Below are 18,293 nucleotides of genomic sequence, written 5' to 3' on the forward strand. Positions count from 1 at the left end.
TGACCGGAGCATCGCCGCCATGCTGAACGTCCGTCGACCGAACCACCCCTCCGCCAGACCCAGCCGACGCGGGATCCTCGCGGGAGCCGGCGCCATCGTGATCGCCTTCCGGCTCGACGCGAAGCCCGCCCGCGCCGCCGCCGGCCCGGACCTCGCCGCCGTCAAGGCCCAGCCCAACGCCTTCGTGCGGATCGCCCCGGACGACACCGTCACGGTGGTGATTAAGCATCTCGACATGGGCCAGGGGAACACGACCGGGCTCGCCACGATCCTGGCCGACGAGCTCGGCGCCGACTGGAAGAATGTCCGCACCGAATTCGCGCCCGCGGATGCGGCACTCTACAACAACAGCCTGATGGGCCCGATCCAGGGCACCGGCGGCTCCACCGCGGTGGCCAATTCCTGGTTCCAGCTGCGCAAGGCCGGGGCGGCCGCCCGCGAGATGCTGATGGCCGAGGCCGCCTTCCGCTGGAAGGTGCCGGTGGCGCAGATCACGGTGGCCGAGGGCGTGGTGCACCACGCGCCGTCCGGCCGGCAGGCCCGGTTCGGGGAGCTGGCGGCCTCGGCCGCGGCGCTTCCGATTCCCTCCGAGCCGCGGCTCAAGGACCCGAGCGAGTGGCGGCTGATCGGCACCAAGGTGCCGCGCCTCGATTCCGTGGCCAAGACCGACGGCACGGCGGTCTATTCCCTGGACATCCGCCGTCCGAACCAGCTGACCGCCGTGGTGGCGCGCGCGCCGCGCTTCGGCGCCACCGTGGCGTCCTTCGACGCCGCCGCCGCCCGCAAGGTCGCAGGCGTGCTCGACGTGGTGCAGGTCCCCACCGGCGTGGCGGTGATCGCCCGCGACACGTGGTCGGCCATGAAGGGCCGCGAGGCGCTCACCGTCGCCTGGGACGACAGCACCGCCGAGACCCGCTCGTCCGAGGCGATCCTGTCCGAGTACCGCGAGCGCGCCAAGGGCCCCGGCCTCACCGCCTCCGAGCGCGGCGACCCGCAGGCCGCGCTCAAGGGCGCCGCCAAGGTGATCGAGGCCGAGTTCACCTTCCCGTACCTCGCCCACGCCGCGATGGAGCCCCTGAACGCCACGATCGAGCGGGCACCGGATGGCGGCTACGACGTCTATGCCGGCTTCCAGTTCCAGACCGTCGAGCAGGCGACCATGGCGGCGATCCTCGGGGTGACGCCCGACCGGGTGCGGCTCCACAGCAACTGGGCGGGCGGCTCCTTCGGGCGCCGGGCGACACCCACCGCCGACTACCTCGCGGAGGCCGCGACCGTCCTGAAGGCGTCGGGCGAGAAGGCCCCGGTGCACCTCGTCTGGACCCGCGAGGACGACATGGCCGGCGGTTATTACCGCCCGACCGTGCTGCACAAGGTCCGGGCCGGCATCGACGCCAAGGGCGCGGTGGTCGGCTGGGACCACGTCATGGTCGGCAAGTCGATCATGATCGGCTCGCCCTTCGAGGCGATGATCGTCAAGGACGGCATCGACGCCACCACCGTGGAGGGCGCCTCCGACACGCCCTACGCGCTCCCGGCGTACCGGTTCGGCGTCCATAACGGCCGCGAGGGCGTGCCGGTCCTGTGGTGGCGCTCGGTCGGCCACACCCATACGGCGCACGTGATGGAGGTGATGGTCGACGAGCTGGCGCACGCCGCCGACGTCGATCCGGTCGCCTACCGGCTGTCGCTGCTCGCGCAGGCGCCGCGGCTCTCCGCCGTGCTGAAGCTCGCCGCCGACAAGGCCGGCTGGACGAGCAAGCCCGCCGAGAAGGGCCGCGGCCTCGGGGTCGCGGTCCACGAATCGTTCGGCTCCTACGTGGCGATGGTGGCCGACGTCACCGCGCAGGAGGCCGGGATCCGGGTGAACCGCATCGTCGCGGCGGTGGATGTCGGCGTGCCGGTCAACCCGGACGTGATCCGGGCGCAGGTCGAGGGTGCGGTGGGCTTCGCCCTGTCGGCGGTGCTGAGGAACCGCATCACCTTGAAGGACGGGCATGTGCAGGAGCACAATTTCGACACCTACGCGCCGACCCGGATGAGCGAGATGCCCCACGTCGACGTCCACATCGTGCCGAGCCGGGTCGCGCCGACCGGGATCGGCGAGCCGGGGGTTCCCGTGCTGGCGCCCGCCATCGCCAACGCGGTGTTCGCCACCACCGGCCGGCGCCTGCGCGCGCTGCCCCTCGACCTCTCGGGCGTGAAGGGAGCGTGAGGAATCGCACGTCCCGCCGGTACGGTCCGGTGTAGGACGGGGGCCTTCCCCCCAAGGCAAGAGACCCGACTGAAGACGGCGCGGCGCGATACCGCGCCGTTTCTTTTTTCCGGGCCGCGAGACGCCATCTCTGGCCTGATGCCCACCTCCGCCCCCTCCCCGTTCGAGGACACCGCCGCCCGGTTGCGGGCCTGCCGCATCTGCCGGGACAGCCCGCTCTACGGGCCGCCTCTGCCCCAGGAGCCGCGGCCGATCGTGCAGGGGAGCACCGGCGCGCGCCTGTGCGTGGCGAGCCAAGCCCCCGGCACCCGGGCCCACCGCACCGGCCTGCCGTTCATGGACCCTTCGGGCGTGCGGCTGCGCGCCTGGCTCGGCCTCGACGAGACGCAGTTCTACGACCCCGCCAAGGTCGCGATCGTGCCGATGGGCTCCTGCTTCCCCGGTCTCGACGCCAAGGGCGGCGACCGGCCGCCGCGCCGGGAATGCGCCGAGCGCTGGCGGGCCGAGCTGTTCGCCGGCCTGCCGGACCTCGACCTGATCCTGGTGATCGGCCAGTACGCGCAGGGCTGGCATCTGGGCCGGCTGGAGGGCGGGCTCACCGGCACGGTGCGGCGCTGGCGCGCGATCCTCGCGGAGCCCCGCCGCCCCCGGGTGCTGCCCCTGCCCCATCCGTCCTGGCGCAACAACGGCTGGCTCAAGCGCGAGCCCTGGTTCGAGACCGAGCTGCTGCCGGTGCTGAAGGCGGAGGTGGCGCGGGTGCTGGCGGACTGATCCGGCCGCCTCGGCATTGACTCGCCGGTGTTCCGCATGGTCGGTGCCGCCAGCCCGAAGGATGCCCCGATGACCGAGAGTGCCGATCCCCGCGACCGCCTGATCGTGGCCCTCGACCTCCCCGGCGTGCCGGAGGCGGAAGCGCTGATCGACCGGATCGGCGATGCCGCGACCTTCTACAAGATCGGCTACCGGCTGGCCTATGCGGGCGGCCTGGCGCTGGCCGAGCGTCTGGCGGCCAGGGGCCTCAAGGTCTTCCTGGACCTGAAGCTGCATGACATCGGCAACACCGTCGAGGAGGGCGTGCGCTCGGCCTCGGCGCTGGGCGCCGCCTTCCTCACCGTGCATGCCTATCCGCAGACGATGCGGGCGGCCGTGCGCGGCCGGGGCGCGGGCCTGAAGATCCTCGCCGTGACGGTGCTGACCTCCTACGACGATGCCGACGCCGCGGAGGCCGGCTACGCCCTGCCGGTGGCGGAACTCGTGGCCAAGCGTGCCGCCCAGGCCGCGGAGATCGGGGTTGACGGCCTCGTCTGCTCCGCTGCCGAGGCCGCCTCTGTCCGGCGCATCGTCGGGCCGGACCGGCTGATCGTCACCCCGGGGATCCGCCCGGCGGGCGCGGAGGCCGGCGATCAGAAGCGGGTGATGACGCCCGGAGCGGCGCGGGCCGCCGGGATCGACCACGTCGTGGTCGGGCGCCCGATTACCGGCGCCCCCGACCCGCGCGCGGTGGCGCGGGCGATCGTGGCCGAGCTGACCTGATCTCCCGCCGGGATTGCCTTCGGGCGGTGCGGACCCACTTGGCTCGGCAACCGAGGAGACGCAGGATGGCGAAGGGCTACTGGATCGCGCGGGTCGATGTCCGCGACGCGGAGGCCTACAAGGACTACGTGGCAGCCAACGGCGCCGCCTTCGCCAAGCATGGCGGCCGCTTCCTGGTGCGCGGCGGGGCCTTCGAGTCGGTGATGGGGCAGGCCCGGTCCCGCAATGTGGTGATCGAGTTCCCGAGCTACGCCGACGCCCTCGCCTGCTGGAACTCCGACCTCTATCAGGCGGCCAAGGCCAAGCAGCGGGGCGGGGTCGAGGCCGAGATCCTCGTGATCGAGGGCTATGACGGCCCGCAGCCGAGCGCCTCCGAGGCGGCGCCGGAGGCCGGTCCGGCCTCGGAATAGAGCGGGGCTGCAGGCGGCCGCACGGCGATCGGACGCGTGGTCCCTACGGCCGCCCCGCATCCGAGCCGGCGGAGCGCGTCGGCGCCAGGGCCCGAAGCAGGAACGCCGTCATGGCCTCCAGGGACGGCACCGGCTGGAGCGCCGATTGCCCGACCAGCAGGGGATGGGTGTAGCGGGCGATGCCCGCATGGACGCAGGCGGCGGCCTCCGCCGGGTCGGCGGCCTCGAACTCGCCGCGCCCCACCCCGTTGCGGATGATGCGCTCGAACCCGGCGGTGATCCGGGCGATGTGGTGGCGGCAGACATCCCAGCTCTCGCCCATGGCCGCCTCGACCATCTCGTGGAGGCGGGGAAATTCCTGGCAGCGCCGCGTGCAGTCCCGGTGCAGCACGTCGATCGCCGCCACGAGTCGCTCGGTCGCGCTCAGCCCCGGACGGTCGGCAATCTCCGAGACCAGGGCCTCGATCTCGCCGATCAGCCGCTCCAGCACCGCCTCGTTGATCGCCTTCTTCGAATCGAAGAACCGGTAGACGTTCGCCGGGCTCATCTTCAGCGCCCGGGCGATGTCGGCCACGGTGGTCTTCTGGTAGCCGATCTCGCGAAAGTACTCCGCCGCGGTCGCGAGGATGCGGCAGCGGGTGGTGGGCGCGCTCTCCTCTGCGAGCACCGGAGTCGGGTCAGCCAGGGACATGCGCTCTCAGTAGGGCACGGGCACGCAGGGCGTCAAAGACCCCGACCCGGCTCGGGATAGCCGGCGGCCGAGGGGCGCCTGGAACCGGGCCCGACCGGACCAAGGCGATCGCCCGGGCGATCCACTATCTCGCCTCGGCCGCGTCCGATTACATGGCCGGCCACACGCTGGTGGCCGATGGCGGGCCGACGGTGTGAGTGGGGCGGGGCGTGCACGGCGAAAAGGCGCCGGGCAGGTGCCCGGCGCCGTGTCGAAGGCGGATGGGATCAGATCTTTGGCCGGCCCGCGCGGCGAGCCGCCCTGCCTACGACCCGAACTGGGAGCCGAGGCGCTCCAGGTACTCGGCGAGGTCGACGCCGCCGATGCGCTTGCCGTAATCGAAGCGCATGCCCTGGCGGATGTCGATGCTGGCGTCCCGCGTGGTGAGGGTGAAGGGCCGGACGCACACCCAGGCCCCGTCGCGGCGGTGCTCGAAGTAGCCGAGGATCTCGTGCTTGGCCATTTCCTTCCCTCCGGGATCGTGTTCGAAGACATAACGGACACGCTGCACTCCGGTTCGCGCGACGCGACTGTTTTTCTCGATCGATCCGACACGGATCGAGTGTTCGCGTCCTGAAGGTCCGCAGGCCCGCCTGGCCTGAGCTTGGCTATTACGGTTCAAATCTGCCGCGTGTGGTCCAGGGCGCTCACGGCCAGCGGTCGAGGATCGCGTCGCCCCGGCCGCCCGGCGATCGGGCGGCTCCGACCGGCATGTGCGCACGCCCCCACCGGCGACGATGATCCTGCCCGGCCGATGCCTCGGAAACCGGCCGGGCGGCGGGGACGCGTCAGCGGTCGGCCTTGGCGCCCGAGGTGGTCAGCGCGATGTAGCGCTCAGTCGTCGGCTTGATCAGCGCGCGGACCGCCTCCGCCATGGCCTGCTCCTCCTTCAGCGACTGCTGGAGGGCGGTCCGATGGGCCTGCTGGCCGGCCGCCTCGCCGATCGTGAGGAGGGACTCGTAGGCCGCGATCTCGAAGTTCTCGAAGGCGTGGTTGGCGTAGGTGTTCTTCAGGATCTCGTCCTGAGCCGGCGCGTGGCCCAGCGCCATCATGTTCCCCACGAAGCCCAGGAAACCCTCCTTGAGCGCCGAGGGGCCGTCGCCCAGGCTCTGGAGGGCTTCCTCCAGGCGCCGGCGCTGGCCGTGCGTCTCCTCGATGTGGCGGCGCAGGGCCTGCTCCATCTCCGGATAGCGCTCCAGGCGCTCGACCTGCCGCTCCATGATCTGCAGGGCCTGCATTTCGAGGGCGTGGGTGTTCTTCAGGGCCGTGACGTAGATCTCGCGCGCGTCCATAGCCATGGGCTTCCTCCGACGGGGTGCGGGTCCTGGGGGCCCGCTCACCCGGGGAACCCGGGTGGCGTACGGCCAAGTTCCGGTCGGAAGGTCGCAGGCGCCGGCCTTTCGCCAGGCCGATCCGCGGGGTGCCCGACCCGATCCCCGGGGCTGCGCCGCGATCCGCGACGGCGGCAGCGACTTCCTGGATCCGGCCCGCACCGCGCCGGCAGCCACCAAGCTCCGCCACCGGCCGGGTCTCGCCTCGATCCGCGCCGACCGGATCGAGGCGGGCTGGGGCGGCGGGTCCGGGGGCGTGTCTCAGGGCGCAGGCCCGAGCAGGTGCGAGACCGCCTGGGCGGCGCTGACGGCCGCCACGGCGCCGAGCAGCAGGATCGACAGGGCCCGGTGCCCGCGCCCGCCGCTGCGCCGCAGCAGGCGCTCGCCGAGCCGGCTGCCGACCAGGATCAGCGGGATGCCGATCGCCAGCGGGACCGCCAGGAAGGCCCCGACGAGCCCGGCGCTCACGAGGCTGATCACGCTGGCGACCGAGGTCGCCAGGAAGAACACCAGCAGCGAGGCGCGCCCCTGCTGCGGGGTCAGCGGCATCGCCAGGTAATAGGCGACCACCGGCGGCCCCGGCATCGCCGCGAGCCCGTTGCACAGGCCGGCGGCCAGCCCGACCATCACGGTCTCGCGTCCGCCCGGTGGCGCCGGGAAGCGGAAGCCGCGCACCAGCGCGATCGTCCCGCCGCCGCAGACCAGGGCGATGGCCAACCGCGCCACGTCCGGGCTCGCCAGCGCCAGCGCCGCCACGCCCAGCGGCGAGCCGATCGCCGTGCCGGCAACCAGCCAGCGCAGCGACGGCCAGTGCGCGCTCTTCCGGGCCCGCGGCAGGTCGGACAGGCTTGCGCAGAACTGCAGGCCGACGGCGAGGGGTACGCACTGGCTCGGCGGCAGCCAGAAGCCGAGCAGCGGCACCGCCGCCAGGGCGAACCCGAACCCGGTGAAGCCCCGGATCAGCGCGGCAGCGAAGATGGCCGCCGCGAGGCCGGCTACCAGCCCGGGCTGGTCCGACAGGCCGGCCGGGAAGGCGATGGTGTCCACCCCCTTACCGCAGGTCGATCACGGCGGTCTTCTCGCGGGTGGACTGCGCCTGCATCGCTTCGCGCGTCCCCTCCTTGACGGGCCCCGGCGCCTCGAAGCCACCGTAGCTCACGTTCCAATTGGCCTGACCGTAGCCCGCTTCCAATCCGTGCGAAACCCGGAGCGCCCGGCCCGGATCCGCGGGCCACACCGCGGCGGCGATTTCGAAATCCCGCGCCTGAATCCCATCCCGGCCGGCGACTTTGTCGAAGACCCGCACGCCGTCTTCCGAAGGATCGTGAATTGCCCCTCGGCGAGGTCCGGCGCCTCCGGCCGGGTTCGTCGGCGCCCCCGCCTTCGCCGCGTCCTGAGCCATGGAGGCGGCGTTCCGGGCGCCCATGGCGGTTCCGGCAGCGGCGAGGCCATCCGCCGTGCGATCCCGTTGTGTCCCGGTCAATGAAGAGAGACCTGGGGCGAAGACCGTTGCCGGTCCGCGAGATGTTTCCCGACCTCGAGCAGCAACGTTTCCGTCAACGCGATGATGCGCGAATCGCCGAACTGGGAGACCGCATTGTGGAGAGACAGGCACAGATCGGCGGTCTTGTTCAGGGCGTCGTCGATCGTGGTCCCGTCGCGCATCGCGAAGGCGACACCGGCGGCCTTGCTGTCCGAGATCTCGACGACGACCCCCCGGCCCGTTGTCGGCCGACCGTTTTCATCCCGGTAGAAGTGTCCGCGCGTGAAGACCCAGCGCAGCCGCCCCTCCGTGGAGCACACGCGATACTCCGCCGTATAGGAGCCGCCGGACCGGACGCAGTCCAGTATGACCTGCGAGATATGCGCACGATCCTCGGAATGTACGGCTTCCAGGATCTCCGACAGGCGGACGCCCGCTCTGGAGCGTGCAGGGCTTATGTTGAACAGCAGCGCGGCGACCGGATCGGCGCGCGCATCATCTTCGATGATGTCCCACATCCAGAAGCCGACGCCGCCGGATGATTCGAGAGCCGTTGCCAGCGCCGCCTCGGATACCACGTCGTCGGAATGTTCCACTTAAGATATAATCCAACATCCGTATGGGGATCTTGCGCTGGGGCGTCTACCGCCCGGCATTGCCTTGTTTACCAATTGTTTCAGCCATCGTCGACCGAATAGAGCATGCCAGGGCGATCGGCGATCCCTGCGATAGCGCACCGATCCAGAGCCGGATGATCGTCAGCAGCCGCTAGGCCAGGAGCGGCGGTCGCCGGTGGAACGCGATCGGCGGATCGAGGTTAGAGCCGTGCGCAAGGCGGCGCCGACCACACGTAGGAGCATGTCCCGGGAACGCCGATGGATTTGCCTTTCTGGCCCGAAACCTTTATAAATTTTTTTAATTCAAGCGAAGAATGAACTTGGACTAGATCATGGCGGTTCTGCGATATATCTTGCTCGGAGTTTCTACCTTAGCCATGGCGTCGGTGTTGATCTTTTGGATCGCTGGTGGTCGATCCGGGGATGTCTCGGTATTTTTTGTGATCGCCTTTCTGGCGGCTAATATCGCGTATATTTTATTCTCCAGCCCAAATCTGAAAATCAGTGCCCTGTTCGACCGGGCGGCTACCGGGCTTGCTTTTGCTTCGCTTGAACTCCAGCATCAAGCGAAGGAGGCGAAGCTGCGGGAAATCGAGGCTGATCGCCTCAGGGCCGAAGATGCCGAGCAGAACAGATACAAGCTGCGAGCGGCTGAGGAATTCATCAGTTACGTCCGGCAAAATCCTCTCATGAAGAGGAGGAATGCACTTGAGGTCAACCAAATCGCGCTGCGCAGCGAGCCGCATAACCTAGCGTTACCGGCCCTGGAGATGGCCCGCTCCGGGCAGCCGGAGCTGCATGGACGCCTCCGCGCCGACCCGGGCGCTGCCGGCATGGCTCGTCCGGGATCGCACTCTGGGGCGATGCCCCGGCTTGAAGGCTAGAGAATCGTTCTGTGGAGATCGGCCCGAGGGCGATGCGCGATCTCCTTGCCGGGCATCCCTTTTTCCAAATGCTGGCGGCCACCTCGTCGGGGCGATGCTCGGAGCGGACGAAGGCATCGGACTGCCGACGTCTCGTCCGCTTGGACTGTCGGCGTGCGCCGGCGAAGGTCCTCCGACGCACGCGAGACCGACGCCTCCGCGATGGGCCTGCCCCACCGGCGATCGCGGCCGACGTCCGAACGGGATGATCCGGCTCGCCGATCGGGGCTACATCGCGCCGCATGGTGCGTCCGATCCTCCGCGGAACCATCTTGGCGGCCAACGGCTTCCTGCGCTGGGCCATGGGAGGATCTGCTCCCGATGCGGCCTCGTGAAGAACCACCGCCCTGGATGGCGGCACGAGAGGAAACATCTTTTGCGCACAACGATCATCACCGCGGCTGTGCTCGCCGCCCTCGGCGCCGCCGTCGCGACGCCCGCCTCCGCAGCCCCGATCGGACGCGGAGCCGGCCTCGCCGCGCCGGCCGACATCGTCTCGACCGTCCAGATGGACCGCATGGAGCGCCACATGATGCGGCATCGCATGGAGCGCCGGATGATGCGGCGGCATATGGAGCGTCGCATGATGCACCGTGAGATGCGCCATCGCATGATGCGTCGCGAGATGATGCACCGCATGTAACGACGGGGTGGCGCCGCCGGCATAGACCCGGCTGCATTGCTTCAGGCCCGTCCGGGGTTGATACCGCGGCCGGGCTTTTTCGTGCGCGCATTCCGCTCGATCCGCCGCTCCGCACAAAGGCGTCGGGGCGGGCCGATCGAACCATTTGTGGCGCACTGCGTTTCAAGCCTCCGATAGGGAGTGTAGGTACCATGAAGGCGTTTCTGGCAGTGGCCGCCGTGGGATTCGGTGTTCTGGGCGCGTTCGGCCCGGCTCTGGCCCAGCCGCGCGGCCCGGATTACGAGTACGGCGACCGGGATCGCGGCGAGGGCTACGGGTATCGCGACCGCGGCTACCGGGAGCGGGACCGCGGCTACGGCGAGCGCGCCTATGGCGGCTTCGACGAGCGTGAGTACCTGCGCTGCAACCCGGATGTCCGCCGGGCCGTCGCGAATGGCCAGATGGAGTCCGGAGCCGCGCATTACCGGACCTTCGGACGCCGCGAAGGCCGCCGGCTGAGCTGCTGACGGGGGCTGGCCGGGTCCGCCCCGGCCGGGTCACGCCCGAGGCGCCGACCGCGTCCGCGCGCGGTCGCGCAGCAGGTTGACGATCAGCGCGGTCCATCCGGTCTGGTGCGAGGCGCCGAGCCCCCGTCCGGTATCGCCGTCGAAGAATTCGTGGAACAGCAGGGCCTCCTCGGCGCCGGGCGCCGGGGAGATCGGCGGGCGCGTGCCGAGGGCGGGCCGGCGGCCCTGCACATCCTTGGCGAACAGGGCGATCAGGCGGTCCTCAAGCGCGTCCGCGATCGCGCTGAGCGTGCGCGTCGTCCCGGAGCCGGTCGGGTATTCCACCAGGAACTCGTCGCCGTAATAGGTGTGGAAGCGCCGCAGCGCCTCGACGATGAGGTAGTTCATCGGCATCCACACCGGCCCGCGCCAATTCGAGTTGCCGCCGAACATGTTCGAGGTCGAGTCGGCCGGATCGTACCGGACCGTGAACGAGCCCCCCAGCTCGTTGAGCACGTAGGGCTCGTCGCGGTGGACCTTCGACAGCGAGCGCACGCCGTAGGGTGAGAGGAACTCGGCCTCGTCGAGCATGCGCCGCAGCAGCGCCTTCATCCGGTGGCCGCGCAGCAGCGAGAGGAGCTTGCGGTCGTTGACGCCGCCCTCGTTCCAGCGCGACACCAGGCGGGCGAGATGGGGCCGGTTCTCCAGTGCCCAATTCAGGCGCCGGGCGAAATCCGGCAGCCGCTGGAGCACGGCTGGCTCGATCACCTCCACGGCGAAGAGCGGCACCAGCCCGACCATCGAGCGGACCCGCAAGGGGAGCATCCCGCCCCCGGGGATGTCGACCTCGTCGTAATAGAATCCGTCGGCCTCGTCCCACAGGCCGAACCCCTCGCCGCCCATGTCGGTCATCGCCTCGGCGATGAGCAGGAAGTGCTCGAAGAACTTCGAGGCGGTGCTCTCGTAGACGTCGTTGTGGAGCGCGAGCTCCAGGGCAATGCGCATCATGTTGAGCGCGTACATCGCCATCCAGGCGGTGCCGTCGGCCTGGTGGATCACCCCGAAGCCCGGGGGCGGGCGCGACCGGTCCAACACCCCGACATTGTCGAGCCCCAGGAAGCCGCCCTGGAAGACGTTGCGGCCCTGCGCGTCCTTGCGGTTCACCCACCAGGTGAAGTTGATCAGCAGCTTGTGGAACACGCCCTCCAGGAAGGCGAGGTCGCCGCGCCCGCCCCTTCGGTCCCGGTCGATCTCGAACACCCGGTAGGCGGCCCAGGCATGGACGGGTGGGTTGGCGTCGCCGAACTCCCACTCGTAGGCCGGCAGCTGGCCGTTCGGGTGCATGTACCATTCGCGGGTGAGCAGCAGGAGCTGCTTCTTGGCGAAATCCGGATCCAGCAGCGCCAGCGGCAGGCAGTGGAAGGCGAGGTCCCAGGCCGCGAACCAGGGGTACTCCCAGGTGTCCGGCATCGACAGCACGTCGGCCGCCGCGAAGTGGCGCCACTGGCCGTTGCGGCCGCCGTCGCGCGCGCGGGGCGGCACGGGCTGGAGCGGGTCGCCCTCCAGCCAGCGGCGCACGTCGTAGCAATAGAGCTGCTTCGACCAGATCAGGCCGGCCGCCGCCTGCCGGAAGATCGTCCGGGCATCCGGGTCCGAGATGCCATCCTGCAACGCGTCGTAGAAGGCGTCAGCCTCGGCCACCCGGCGCCCGACCAGGGCGCCGTCGCCGTCGACGGGGCGCACCCGCGATCCGGCCGACAGGCGCAGGCGGATCCGGGCGGTCGCCCCGGGTTCCAGTCTCAAGGCGTAGTGCAGCCCGAGCTTGGTGCCCGCATCCCGCCGCACCGCCGCGGCGTCGCCCCCGACGATCGCCGCGTGGAGGCCGTCCTTGAACGGCCCGGCGGCGTCCGGCTGCCAGCCGTGCAGCCGCAGGTTGGTGTCGTTCTCGCAGAACAGGAGGTCCGGCGCGCCGTCGAAGGCGAGCCGGTACGGTCCGAGCCGCGGGTGCGCGCAGGTCACGCCGCCGTCGGGGGCACGGGCGATCCGCGGCCGCGCCTGTCCGGCCTGCCAGGACCAGGTGTTGCGGAACCAGAGCTGCGGGATGACGTGGAGCTCGGCGGTCTCGGGGCCCCGGTTGAGCGCGGTGATCACCGCGTGGATGTCGTCGGCATCGGCCTTGGCGTATTCCACCGTCACGTCGAAGAACCGGTCCTCGGCGAAGATCCCCGTATCCTCGATCTCGTATTCGGGCTGCTCGCGCCCGCGCTGCAGGCTCTCACGCACGAGCTCTTCGTACGGGAAGGCTGCCTGCGGATAGCGGTAGAGCAGCTTGAGGTAGGCGTGGCTCGGGACCGCGTCGAGGTAATGGTAGATCTCCTTGACATCCTCTCCGTGGTTGCCCTCCTCGTTGGTCAGGCCGAACAGGCGCTCCTTGAGGATGCGGTCGCGCCCGTTCCAGAGGGCCAGCGCCAGGCAGAGACCGCCGCGCTCGTCGCAGATCCCGGCGATTCCGTCCTCACCCCAGCGATAGGCGCGGGAGCGGGCCTCCTCGTGCGGCAGCGCGCGCCATGCATTGCCGTCGGGACTGCAATCCTCCCGCACCGTCCCCCATTGCCGCTCGCTGAGATAGGGCCCCCACAAGGACCAGGCCCGGTCGCCTCGGCCCTGCTCGGCGATGCGGCGGCGCTCCGCCCAATCCACCGAGTCGTCCTCGTACGGGCTCATCAGCCGCGTCCCGGGCGCGGGGCGGGCCGCGTGCGCGAGAGCGTGCAGAGGGCGTGAGGAGCGGTCATCGGTCTCGAAGGCTGCGGCGGACTCGCCGGCCGGATGCATCATCGAAGCCATTCCGCCTCGCGCCGGAGGCGCCCCCGGGCGGAGATGGCCGCGATCACGCCGCCGCTCCGCCTCACCGGGATCCGTGAGACGGAGAGCGGGGCGGCCCTGTCCCCAGTCCCCGTTCGTCTCGATCGACGGTCATATCCGGCGACCGCAGCCAGCGGCGCGCGGATCAGGACCGGGGCGATGCACGCCTCCGCATCCTTCGGGCTAAGATCGCAGACTGGCACTTCGGTTCGCGAGATCGACGGATGCTCGCGCGACTGAAAAGATGCATCACGCGCCGCCGGCTATCGTGTGCCGCAGGCTGCGGCATCGATCCTGCCTGTCCCCGCCGGCCGTCTTGCTCTTTAGATCGAGGAGAACATCGTGAAAGCGACCCTGACGATCGGTCTCCTCGGGCTCCTGGCGATAGGGCCCGCGAGGGCTCAGGAGGGGAGCGGGCCCATGAAGATCGGCGTCGCCGCGCCCTTGACCGGGCCGTACGCGGCGTTCGGCGCGCAGATCAGGAACGGAGCGAGCCAGGCGATCGATGACATCAACAAGGCCGGTGGGATCAAGGGCCGGACGCTCGAGATCCTCATCGGCGACGACGCCTCCGACCCGAAGCAGGGCGTCTCGGTGGCCAACAAGTTCGCCGGCGACGGCGTGAAGATGGTCGTCGGCACATTCAATTCCGGCGTGTCGATCCCGGCTTCCGACGTCTATCTCGACGCCGGCATCATCCAGGTCACCCCGGCCTCGACGAACGTGAAGTTCACCGAGCGCGGGATGTGGAACACGTTCCGCACCTGCGGCCGCGACGACCAGCAGGGCACGGTGGCGGGCACGTATCTCGCCGAGCACTTCAAGGGCAAGAAGATCGCCTTCGTCCACGACAAGACCCCCTACGGCAAGGGCCTGGCCGAGGAGACCCTGAAGGCGCTCAAGGCCAAGGGCGGCAAGGAGGTTCTGCTCGAGGGCATCAATCCGGGCGAGAAGGACTATTCGGCGCTGGTCTCCAAGCTGAAATCGGCCAACATCGACGTGGTCTATTACGGCGGCTACCACACCGAGGCGGGGCTGATCCTGCGCCAGATGCGCGACCAGGGGCTGAAGGCGATCGTGACGGGCGGTGACGCCGTGGCCGACAGGGAATTCGTGCAGATCGCCGGCCCGGCCGCCGAGGGCACGCTGATGACGTTCCCGCCGGATCCGCGCAGGAACCCGAACGCCAAGGCGACGGTCGCCGTGTTCAATGCCAGGGGCATCGATCCCGAAGCCTTCACCCTGTACGGCTACGCGGCGGTGCAGGTGCTCGCCAAGGCGATGGCCGAGACCGGCTCCAGCGACGGCAAGACGCTCGCCGACTGGCTGCACCAGGGCAAGAGCATCGACACCGTGGTCGGGCCGATCGCCTACGACAAGAAGGGCGACATCACCCGGCTCGACTACGTCATGTACGAGTGGAAGAAGGGCGCCGACGGCAAGATCGACTACGCCGGCAACGAGCTGACGCAGTAAGCCCGGTCCGGGGGGCGCGCCACCGGGCCCGATCCCGGTCCTGCGCACACCTGCGATGGGGCCTGGACGCGGCGACTCGATCCGACGGAATCGGGAGCCGCCATAGGTCGAATGGTCGAGGGCTGGCGCCGAGGCTTCATGCTCCCTGTCCGCGTCGCGGCGCGCAGGGGAGGATCGATGTTCGATTTCAGCCAGCTCCGGTGCTTCGTCGCCGTCGCGGAGGAACTGCATTTCGGGCGCGCGGCCGCCCGGCTGAACATGACGCAGCCGCCCCTGTCGCGGCAGATCCAGGTGCTGGAGCGGATCCTCGACGTGCAGCTCCTGGAGCGCACCAGCCGCTCCGTCCGGTTGACCGCGGCCGGGCGGAGCTTCCTGCCCGAGGCCCAGCGCATCCTGCGGCTCGCCGAGACCGCGACCCAGGTCACCCGGCAGGTCGCGGCCGGGCGCGCGGGCGTCCTGAAGCTCGGCTTCACCGCGGCCTCGGCCTACGACTTCCTGCCGCGCCTCGTCACCGCGCTCCGGCGGACGCTGCCCGATGTCACGCTCTCCCTGCGCGAGATGGTGAGCAAAGATCAGATCGAGGATCTGCTCGCCGGACGCATCGACGCCGCCCTGGTGCGGCCGCCGGTCACGCATCCGGACCTGATCGCCGTCCGGGCCCTGGCCGAGCCGCTCGTGGTGGCGCTCCCGGCCGGGAATCCCCTGGCCGCGCGCGAGCATCTCACCCCCGGCGATCTCGGACGCGAACCAATCATCGCCTACGCGCCGAACGAGGCCCGCTACTTCCACGACCTCGTCCTCGGCCTGTTCGCCGAGGCCGAGATCCAGCCCCGGATCGTGCAGCATCTGACCCAGATCCACGCGATCCTGGCCCTGGTCCGGGCCGCGCTCGGGATCGCCCTGGTGCCGGCGGCGGCCGAACGCCTGCGCTTCGAGGGCGTCGTGTTCCGGCCCCTGCTGCTGCCCGCCCCGCGACCGGCCGAGCTGTTCCTGGCCTGGCGGCGGGACGCGGACGATCCGCTGATCGCGCCGCTGGTCTCGATCGTCACGGAGATGCACGCGGCCTGAACGATGCCGGCGCCGCATCGATCGATCCAGCCTTTGGCTTTGACCCCGGAGGGGAAGGCTGCGCGTGATGGCGGACGTCCGCGCCGCCTCGGCGCGCCGGGAGGGATCGCGATGGACCGCCTCACCAACCGCTTCAAGGCGGCCCTCGCGGAGGGGCGCCAGCAGATCGGCCTGTGGTGCAGCCTCGCCAGCCCGATCTCCACGGAAATCGTCGCCGGCGCCGGCTTGGATTGGCTGCTCCTCGACATGGAGCACTCGGCCAACGACCTTCGGGACATCTACGCCCAGCTCCAGGCGATGATGGAGAACGCCACCCATCCGATGGTGCGGGTACCGAGCGACGATGCCGTCACCATCAAGCGCGTCCTCGACGCGGGGGCGCAGTCGCTGATGGTCCCCAACGTCGATGATGCCGAGCAGGCCCGGCGGGTCGTCGCGGCGACGCGCTACGCGCCCCGCGGCCTGCGCGGCTTCTCGCAGGCGCCCCGCGCCGCCCGGTTCGGCCGCATCCCCGATTACCACGCCCGCTGCGAGGCCGAACTCTTCGTGGCGGTGCAGATCGAATCGCGCCGGGCCCTGGACAATCTGGAGGCGATCGCCGGCGTCGAGGGCGTGGACGGTCTGTTCATCGGGCCGGGCGACCTCTCCACCAGCCTGGGTTATCTCGGCCAGCAGGGCCACCCGGAGGTGGTCCGCACCATCGAGGAGGCGGTCGCCCGCATCGTGAAGGCCGGCAAGCATGCCGGCATCCTCACGCCGAACGAGGAGCTGGCCCGTCGCTATATGGCCGCCGGCACCCGCTTCACCGCGGTCGGATCGGATCTGGGTCTGCTGGCACGCGGTGCCGAGGCACTGGCCGCGCGCATTCGGTCCGGCGTCTGATCGCCACGGCGGGGGAGCATCCGATGCCGGCCGAGATCAAAGCCCCGACCCGCGCGCGCCCGGCCGGGGACGTGCCGCGCACGATCCGCCTGAGCGCGTGCGACAACGTCGCCATCGTGGTCAACGCCTTCGGGCTGCCCGCCGGCACGGTCTTCCCAGACGGGCTGGAACTCGTCGAGTTCGTGCCGGAGGGCCACAAGGTCGCGCTCGTGGACATTCCGGAGGGCGGGGCGGTGCGCCGCTACGGCGAGGTGGTGGGCATCGCCACCCGGGCGATCCCGCGCGGCGCCTGGGTGGAGGAATCCCGGGTCGCGACGCCGGTCGCCCCCGCCCTCGAGACCCTGGATCTCGCCACCCGCGTGCCGGCACCCCTGCCCCCGCTCGACGGCTACACGTTCGAGGGCTACCGCAACCCGGACGGGTCGGTGGGCACCAAGAACATCCTGGCGATCTCGATCAGCGTGCAATGCGTCGCCGGCACCCTCGACGTGGCGATCCGGCGGATCAAGCAGGAGCTGCTGCCGCGCTTTCCCAATGTCGACGACGTGGTCGGCCTGACCCATGCCTATGGCTGCGGCGTCGCCATCAATGCCCCCGAGGCCGTGATCTCGATCCGGACCCTCCAGAGCCTGGCCCGGAACCCCAATTTCGGCGGCGAAGTCATGGTCGTTGGGCTTGGCTGCGAGAAGCTCGTCTCGGAGCGGCTCCTGCCGGACGGCACGGAGCCCGGGGTCGGGGTGGTGCGCCTCCAGGACGAGCGCCACCGGGGCTTCTCGGCGATGATCGACAGCATCCTGGCGATGGCGGAGGCGCGCCTGGAGGTGCTGAACCGGCGCCGGCGCGAGACCTGTCCGGCTGCCGACCTCGTGGTCGGGCTGCAATGCGGCGGCAGCGACGCCTTCTCGGGCGTCACCGCCAACCCGGCGCTCGGCTTCGCGGCCGACCTCCTCGTGCGCTGCGGTGCCACGGTCATGTTCTCGGAAGTGACGGAGGTGCGCGACGCGATCCACCTCCTGACCCCCCGGGCGAAGACTCCGGAGGTCGCGCAGGCGCTGATCCGCGAGATGGCGTGGTACGATGCCTATCTCGCCAAGGGCGAGGCCGACCGCCGGGCCAACCCCTCCCCCGGCAACAAGAAGGGCGGCCTCAACAACATCGTCGAGAAGGCCCTGGGCTCGGTGGCCAAGTCCGGCACGGGCGCGATCTCCGGGGTGCTGGCGCCGGGCGAGCGCGTGCGCGAGAAGGGGCTGATCTTCGCCGCGACCCCGGCCAGCGACTTCGTCTGCGGCACACTCCAGCTCGCCTCGGGCATCACCCTCCAGGTGTTCTCCACCGGCCGCGGCACGCCCTACGGCCTCGCCCAGGCCCCGGTGATCAAGGTCGCGACCCGCACGGAACTCGCCGAGCGCTGGTCCGACCTGATCGACCTCGATGCCGGCCGCATCGCAACCGGCGCGGCCACGATCGAGCAGGTCGGCTGGGAGCTGTTCCACCTGATCCTCGACGTGGCGAGCGGGCGCACGCGGCCCTGGTCCGACCGATGGGGCCTGTTCAACGACCTGACCCTATTCAATCCCGCCCCGATCACCTGAGACCGGGCGCCCGCGACGGGGGCATGCGTTCCGCGTCATCGTC

Annotated in this window: 18 protein-coding genes; 11 read left to right on the forward strand and 7 right to left on the reverse strand. The window is 70.4% G+C overall.

The annotated features are described in order from the left end of the window. Nucleotides 1–19 precede the first annotated feature (19 nt). From Q8W67_RS17300 to Q8W67_RS17315, 4 genes are all read left to right on the forward strand, one after another. Nucleotides 20–2,215, forward strand: a complete 2,196-nt coding sequence (locus tag Q8W67_RS17300; RefSeq protein WP_305547756.1) for a xanthine dehydrogenase family protein molybdopterin-binding subunit — start codon at nucleotides 20–22, stop codon at nucleotides 2,213–2,215. Nucleotides 2,216–2,353: 138 nt separating this feature from the next. Next, on the forward strand, nucleotides 2,354–2,986 hold the full coding sequence (locus Q8W67_RS17305) for a uracil-DNA glycosylase family protein (RefSeq protein WP_305547758.1): 633 nt from the start codon (nucleotides 2,354–2,356) through the stop codon (nucleotides 2,984–2,986). A gap of 69 nt (nucleotides 2,987–3,055) precedes the next feature. Then, nucleotides 3,056–3,748: an orotidine-5'-phosphate decarboxylase gene (gene pyrF, locus Q8W67_RS17310; RefSeq protein ID WP_305547760.1), complete on the forward strand. Its 693-nt coding sequence runs from the start codon at nucleotides 3,056–3,058 to the stop codon at nucleotides 3,746–3,748. A gap of 65 nt (nucleotides 3,749–3,813) precedes the next feature. Further along, entirely contained in the window at nucleotides 3,814–4,158 is a 345-nt protein-coding gene (locus tag Q8W67_RS17315) for a DUF1330 domain-containing protein (RefSeq protein WP_305547762.1), read from the forward strand. A 43-nt stretch (nucleotides 4,159–4,201) separates the two neighbouring features. Here the strand turns inward: Q8W67_RS17315 and Q8W67_RS17320 are convergent, their stop codons facing one another. The 6 genes from Q8W67_RS17320 to Q8W67_RS17345 form a co-directional block, all read right to left on the reverse strand. Further along, entirely contained in the window at nucleotides 4,202–4,849 is a 648-nt protein-coding gene (locus Q8W67_RS17320) for a TetR/AcrR family transcriptional regulator (protein ID WP_305547764.1), read from the reverse strand. A gap of 304 nt (nucleotides 4,850–5,153) precedes the next feature. Continuing rightward, nucleotides 5,154–5,351 carry a hypothetical protein gene (locus Q8W67_RS17325; protein WP_305547766.1) on the reverse strand — a complete coding sequence of 66 codons (198 nt, stop codon included), beginning with the start codon at nucleotides 5,349–5,351 and terminating at the stop codon, nucleotides 5,154–5,156. A gap of 325 nt (nucleotides 5,352–5,676) precedes the next feature. Next, nucleotides 5,677–6,186 (reverse strand): ferritin-like domain-containing protein, encoded by a 510-nt coding sequence (locus tag Q8W67_RS17330; RefSeq protein ID WP_305547768.1) that lies wholly within the window; start codon nucleotides 6,184–6,186, stop codon nucleotides 5,677–5,679. A gap of 294 nt (nucleotides 6,187–6,480) precedes the next feature. Beyond that, on the reverse strand, nucleotides 6,481–7,266 hold the full coding sequence (locus Q8W67_RS17335; protein WP_305547770.1) for a sulfite exporter TauE/SafE family protein: 786 nt from the start codon (nucleotides 7,264–7,266) through the stop codon (nucleotides 6,481–6,483). 4 nt (nucleotides 7,267–7,270) lie between these two features. Further along, on the reverse strand, nucleotides 7,271–7,621 hold the full coding sequence (locus Q8W67_RS17340; RefSeq protein ID WP_305547772.1) for a hypothetical protein: 351 nt from the start codon (nucleotides 7,619–7,621) through the stop codon (nucleotides 7,271–7,273). 77 nt (nucleotides 7,622–7,698) lie between these two features. Continuing rightward, nucleotides 7,699–8,298, reverse strand: a complete 600-nt coding sequence (locus Q8W67_RS17345; RefSeq protein WP_305547774.1) for a PAS domain-containing protein — start codon at nucleotides 8,296–8,298, stop codon at nucleotides 7,699–7,701. A 353-nt stretch (nucleotides 8,299–8,651) separates the two neighbouring features. On the opposite strand from Q8W67_RS17345, the gene Q8W67_RS17350 reads away from it, so the two are divergent. From Q8W67_RS17350 to Q8W67_RS17360, 3 genes are all read left to right on the forward strand, one after another. Then, entirely contained in the window at nucleotides 8,652–9,203 is a 552-nt protein-coding gene (locus Q8W67_RS17350) for a hypothetical protein (RefSeq protein WP_305547776.1), read from the forward strand. Between the two features lie 415 nt (nucleotides 9,204–9,618). Next, on the forward strand, nucleotides 9,619–9,885 hold the full coding sequence (locus Q8W67_RS17355) for a hypothetical protein (RefSeq protein WP_305547778.1): 267 nt from the start codon (nucleotides 9,619–9,621) through the stop codon (nucleotides 9,883–9,885). Nucleotides 9,886–10,076: 191 nt separating this feature from the next. Continuing rightward, the gene (locus Q8W67_RS17360) at nucleotides 10,077–10,391 is read left to right on the forward strand and encodes a hypothetical protein (protein ID WP_305547780.1); all 315 of its coding nucleotides are present in this window, start codon (nucleotides 10,077–10,079) and stop codon (nucleotides 10,389–10,391) included. A 30-nt stretch (nucleotides 10,392–10,421) separates the two neighbouring features. Here Q8W67_RS17360 and Q8W67_RS17365 read toward each other — a convergent pair whose 3' ends face one another. Beyond that, entirely contained in the window at nucleotides 10,422–13,094 is a 2,673-nt protein-coding gene (locus Q8W67_RS17365) for a glucosidase (protein ID WP_305547850.1), read from the reverse strand. 558 nt (nucleotides 13,095–13,652) lie between these two features. On the opposite strand from Q8W67_RS17365, the gene Q8W67_RS17370 reads away from it, so the two are divergent. The 4 genes from Q8W67_RS17370 to garD all read left to right on the forward strand — a co-directional run bounded on the left by Q8W67_RS17370 (nucleotide 13,653) and on the right by garD (nucleotide 18,250). Next, nucleotides 13,653–14,708: a branched-chain amino acid ABC transporter substrate-binding protein gene (locus tag Q8W67_RS17370; protein WP_305547783.1), complete on the forward strand. Its 1,056-nt coding sequence runs from the start codon at nucleotides 13,653–13,655 to the stop codon at nucleotides 14,706–14,708. Between the two features lie 177 nt (nucleotides 14,709–14,885). Then, nucleotides 14,886–15,776, forward strand: coding sequence for a LysR substrate-binding domain-containing protein (locus Q8W67_RS17375; RefSeq protein ID WP_305547791.1), 891 nt, complete (start codon nucleotides 14,886–14,888; stop codon nucleotides 15,774–15,776). Between the two features lie 111 nt (nucleotides 15,777–15,887). Further along, complete coding sequence (locus tag Q8W67_RS17380) at nucleotides 15,888–16,658, forward strand: HpcH/HpaI aldolase/citrate lyase family protein (protein ID WP_305547793.1); 771 nt, start codon at nucleotides 15,888–15,890, stop codon at nucleotides 16,656–16,658. A 23-nt stretch (nucleotides 16,659–16,681) separates the two neighbouring features. Next, nucleotides 16,682–18,250 carry a galactarate dehydratase gene (garD, locus tag Q8W67_RS17385; protein ID WP_305547795.1) on the forward strand — a complete coding sequence of 523 codons (1,569 nt, stop codon included), beginning with the start codon at nucleotides 16,682–16,684 and terminating at the stop codon, nucleotides 18,248–18,250. Nucleotides 18,251–18,293 lie beyond the last annotated feature (43 nt).

It is taken from the genome of Methylobacterium sp. NEAU K, assembly GCF_030700285.1.
Classification (GTDB): Bacteria; Pseudomonadota; Alphaproteobacteria; order Rhizobiales; family Beijerinckiaceae; genus Methylobacterium.

Excerpts from the sequence above, each read along its gene's own strand:
- Q8W67_RS17300 (WP_305547756.1), top strand. The coding sequence starts at position 20 with ATGCTGAACGTCCGTCGACCGAACCACCCCTCCGCCAGACCCAGCCGA.
- Q8W67_RS17305 (WP_305547758.1), top strand. The coding sequence starts at position 2,354 with ATGCCCACCTCCGCCCCCTCCCCGTTCGAGGACACCGCCGCCCGGTTG.
- pyrF (WP_305547760.1), top strand. The coding sequence starts at position 3,056 with ATGACCGAGAGTGCCGATCCCCGCGACCGCCTGATCGTGGCCCTCGAC.
- Q8W67_RS17315 (WP_305547762.1), top strand. The coding sequence starts at position 3,814 with ATGGCGAAGGGCTACTGGATCGCGCGGGTCGATGTCCGCGACGCGGAG.
- Q8W67_RS17320 (WP_305547764.1), bottom strand. The coding sequence starts at position 4,849 with ATGTCCCTGGCTGACCCGACTCCGGTGCTCGCAGAGGAGAGCGCGCCC.
- Q8W67_RS17325 (WP_305547766.1), bottom strand. The coding sequence starts at position 5,351 with ATGGCCAAGCACGAGATCCTCGGCTACTTCGAGCACCGCCGCGACGGG.
- Q8W67_RS17330 (WP_305547768.1), bottom strand. The coding sequence starts at position 6,186 with ATGGCTATGGACGCGCGCGAGATCTACGTCACGGCCCTGAAGAACACC.
- Q8W67_RS17340 (WP_305547772.1), bottom strand. The coding sequence starts at position 7,621 with ATGGCTCAGGACGCGGCGAAGGCGGGGGCGCCGACGAACCCGGCCGGA.
- Q8W67_RS17350 (WP_305547776.1), top strand. The coding sequence starts at position 8,652 with ATGGCGGTTCTGCGATATATCTTGCTCGGAGTTTCTACCTTAGCCATG.
- Q8W67_RS17360 (WP_305547780.1), top strand. The coding sequence starts at position 10,077 with ATGAAGGCGTTTCTGGCAGTGGCCGCCGTGGGATTCGGTGTTCTGGGC.
- Q8W67_RS17365 (WP_305547850.1), bottom strand. The coding sequence starts at position 13,094 with ATGAGCCCGTACGAGGACGACTCGGTGGATTGGGCGGAGCGCCGCCGC.
- Q8W67_RS17370 (WP_305547783.1), top strand. The coding sequence starts at position 13,653 with ATGAAGATCGGCGTCGCCGCGCCCTTGACCGGGCCGTACGCGGCGTTC.
- Q8W67_RS17375 (WP_305547791.1), top strand. The coding sequence starts at position 14,886 with ATGTTCGATTTCAGCCAGCTCCGGTGCTTCGTCGCCGTCGCGGAGGAA.
- Q8W67_RS17380 (WP_305547793.1), top strand. The coding sequence starts at position 15,888 with ATGGACCGCCTCACCAACCGCTTCAAGGCGGCCCTCGCGGAGGGGCGC.
- garD (WP_305547795.1), top strand. The coding sequence starts at position 16,682 with ATGCCGGCCGAGATCAAAGCCCCGACCCGCGCGCGCCCGGCCGGGGAC.